Raw genomic sequence first — 2,122 nt, 5'->3', positions numbered from 1 at the left:
ATCCAATCTAGTACATTACGTAAGTATGCTGATGTACTAGAAAAAGAGGGTTATACTTTCATAAAGAATGAACGTGGGCATAGGAAATATAGAGAAAGTGATGTAATGGTGTTTCGTAAGGTTATCAACCTAAAGAACGACACAGACATGACATTAGAAAACGCAACAAAACAAATAGTATCATGGCATCAAGGCATTGAGGTATTGCCATTAGAGCGAGACGAAATTGAGCGCTATGAAGAACCGGATTTCAACGCTACAACGCTACAGACGATGCTTCAAGATCAAAACGAGGTCATTGAAAAGCAAAATAAATTACTACAAGAATTAAACAAACGTTTAGTCGAACAAGACCAGCGATTCGCACAAAGAGAATCAGAGTTATTGAGCGCTATACAAACGATATGGGAATCCCAAACGCTTATAGCGACAAATACTAGCGAAGACATGGCGAAGAACCAGGGACGTGATGAAATGCTCATGCAAACAATAAGGGAAGTCCAGGAAGTTAAGAAGATGATTGCAGCAAGTAAAGATAAGAAATGGTATGAGTTTTGGAAATAATCTTTTGAAATTTGAGCTTTTTTGGATACTTACTGATAACGGATTTTATGTGAACTAAATTTTGGGAAGAAGGAATTGAAAATGAATAAAAAATGTCCTAATTGTGGTTCTAGAGAAATCGGGCAAGATTCATTAGATGCCCAAGCATGTTTAAGACTTATTAGTACGAATAACCCTTTTAATCAATTTTCAAGAGTGATTGCTGATGTTTGCACGGAGTGTGGTAACATTTTATCTATGAAAGCAGAACATCCAGAGTATTTTAAAGTAGATAAATAAAAACTACTGATATTTTATAGATTATGTGAACGAAAAATCCCTTTAGAAAGAAGATCTGAAGGGATTTATTTTAGATTTTGAGATACATGGACTGCTGATAAGTGGTGTTATGTAAACTTCACATGAATAAGATATATAATATAAAAATAACGATTAACTGAGGTGAGAGTATGGAAAATACATATGAAATTCCTATATTAGAAACAAAGCGTCTTTTATTAAAAAAACTAGATTTTCATGATTTAGATGATTTATTCGAAGTCTATTCGGATCCTCAAACAACTACCTATGTACCTCGGGAGGTACAAAAACATAAAGATGAAACTCGTATTTTTTTAGAAAACACGATGGAAACAGCTAAGAAAGGTAAGTCCTTCACATGGTCTATTATCTTTAAGGGTGATCAAAAAGTTATTGGAACCTGTGGCATTTGGAAATTATTATACGGTAGCGCTTCTTTAGGAGCTGTTATTAACCCACTTTATTGGGGAAAAGGAGTTATCGTCGAAGCTTTAGAAGAAGTAATAAAGTTTGGTTTTAAAGAATTAGATTTAAATCGTATTGAAGGAAGATGTGAAGTAAGAAATATAGCGTCTGAACGAGTTATGCAAAAGCTAAAAATGACATATGAAGGAACATTGAGACAAAGTGTAATGATCAATAGTATGTATTGCGATTCTAAGGTATATTCTCTATTAAAACATGAATATGATAATTTTCGATAACAGAACTTATGTAAAAAGCTAGCATGGATCTAGCTTTTTCTTTTTCGTTCATGAATGTTCTAACCTCTTTATTTGTTATGTTTTGAATGTATACTTTTGTTGTGTATTTTGAGGATATCAGGTGATTTGGTGTAAAGTCAATGTTTTAGAGGATTTGAAAGTAAACTAATATTCAAAAGTTTACATTGGAACTAATGATTGAAATCCAACATACCATGCCATGAGCATTTACAATATAGTTTTAGTCAGAGCAATAAGAAAAACCACAGCAGATCGCTGTGGTTTTTCTTATTTAATAACATTTTTAATTAGCAGTTATATCCAGGTCTTGTTGGTGCTCCGAGTTGAACTTGTTGAGTTTGTAATACTTTTAAAGTCAAATCAAGAACGATTTTTTCGCGTAATTTGTCAAATGATTTTTCGGAATGTGTTTTCTCACATGAGCCTTCATGATGACTATCATGATCATTATGACATGGTGCATAGTCAAGCTCATAAAATTCTGCACTGATTAATTCACAATATGGTTGTTCATTATAGAAAACATTGTTTTC

At 32.8% G+C, this 2,122-nt stretch carries 3 protein-coding genes and 1 pseudogene; 3 read left to right on the top strand and 1 reads right to left on the bottom strand.

Features of this window, described 5'->3' with window-relative positions; all coding sequences use genetic code 11:
• The 3 genes from JDS92_RS29940 to JDS92_RS29930 form a co-directional block, all read left to right on the top strand.
• Positions 1–564 (top strand): DUF3967 domain-containing protein (locus JDS92_RS29940; RefSeq protein ID WP_206773097.1); only part of this gene is annotated, 564 nt, incomplete at its 5' end.
• A gap of 81 nt (positions 565–645) precedes the next feature.
• Positions 646–843: a hypothetical protein gene (locus tag JDS92_RS29935; RefSeq protein ID WP_097956914.1), complete on the top strand. Its 198-nt coding sequence runs from the start codon at positions 646–648 to the stop codon at positions 841–843.
• A 170-nt stretch (positions 844–1,013) separates the two neighbouring features.
• The gene (locus JDS92_RS29930) at positions 1,014–1,568 is read left to right on the top strand and encodes a GNAT family N-acetyltransferase (RefSeq protein ID WP_097956913.1); all 555 of its coding nucleotides are present in this window, start codon (positions 1,014–1,016) and stop codon (positions 1,566–1,568) included.
• A 308-nt stretch (positions 1,569–1,876) separates the two neighbouring features.
• Here the strand turns inward: JDS92_RS29930 and JDS92_RS29925 are convergent.
• Positions 1,877–2,122 (bottom strand): annotated as a pseudogene (locus JDS92_RS29925) (CsxC family protein); the annotation flags it as partial.

It is taken from the genome of Bacillus cereus group sp. N12, from assembly GCF_016483575.1.
Lineage (GTDB): Bacteria > Bacillota > Bacilli > Bacillales > Bacillaceae_G > Bacillus_A > Bacillus_A toyonensis.
The sequence above is the reverse complement of the archived record's forward strand: the minus strand, read 5'-3'. Positions and strand labels throughout refer to the sequence as shown.

Excerpts from the sequence above, each read along its gene's own strand:
- JDS92_RS29935 (WP_097956914.1), top strand. The coding sequence starts at position 646 with ATGAATAAAAAATGTCCTAATTGTGGTTCTAGAGAAATCGGGCAAGAT.
- JDS92_RS29930 (WP_097956913.1), top strand. The coding sequence starts at position 1,014 with ATGGAAAATACATATGAAATTCCTATATTAGAAACAAAGCGTCTTTTA.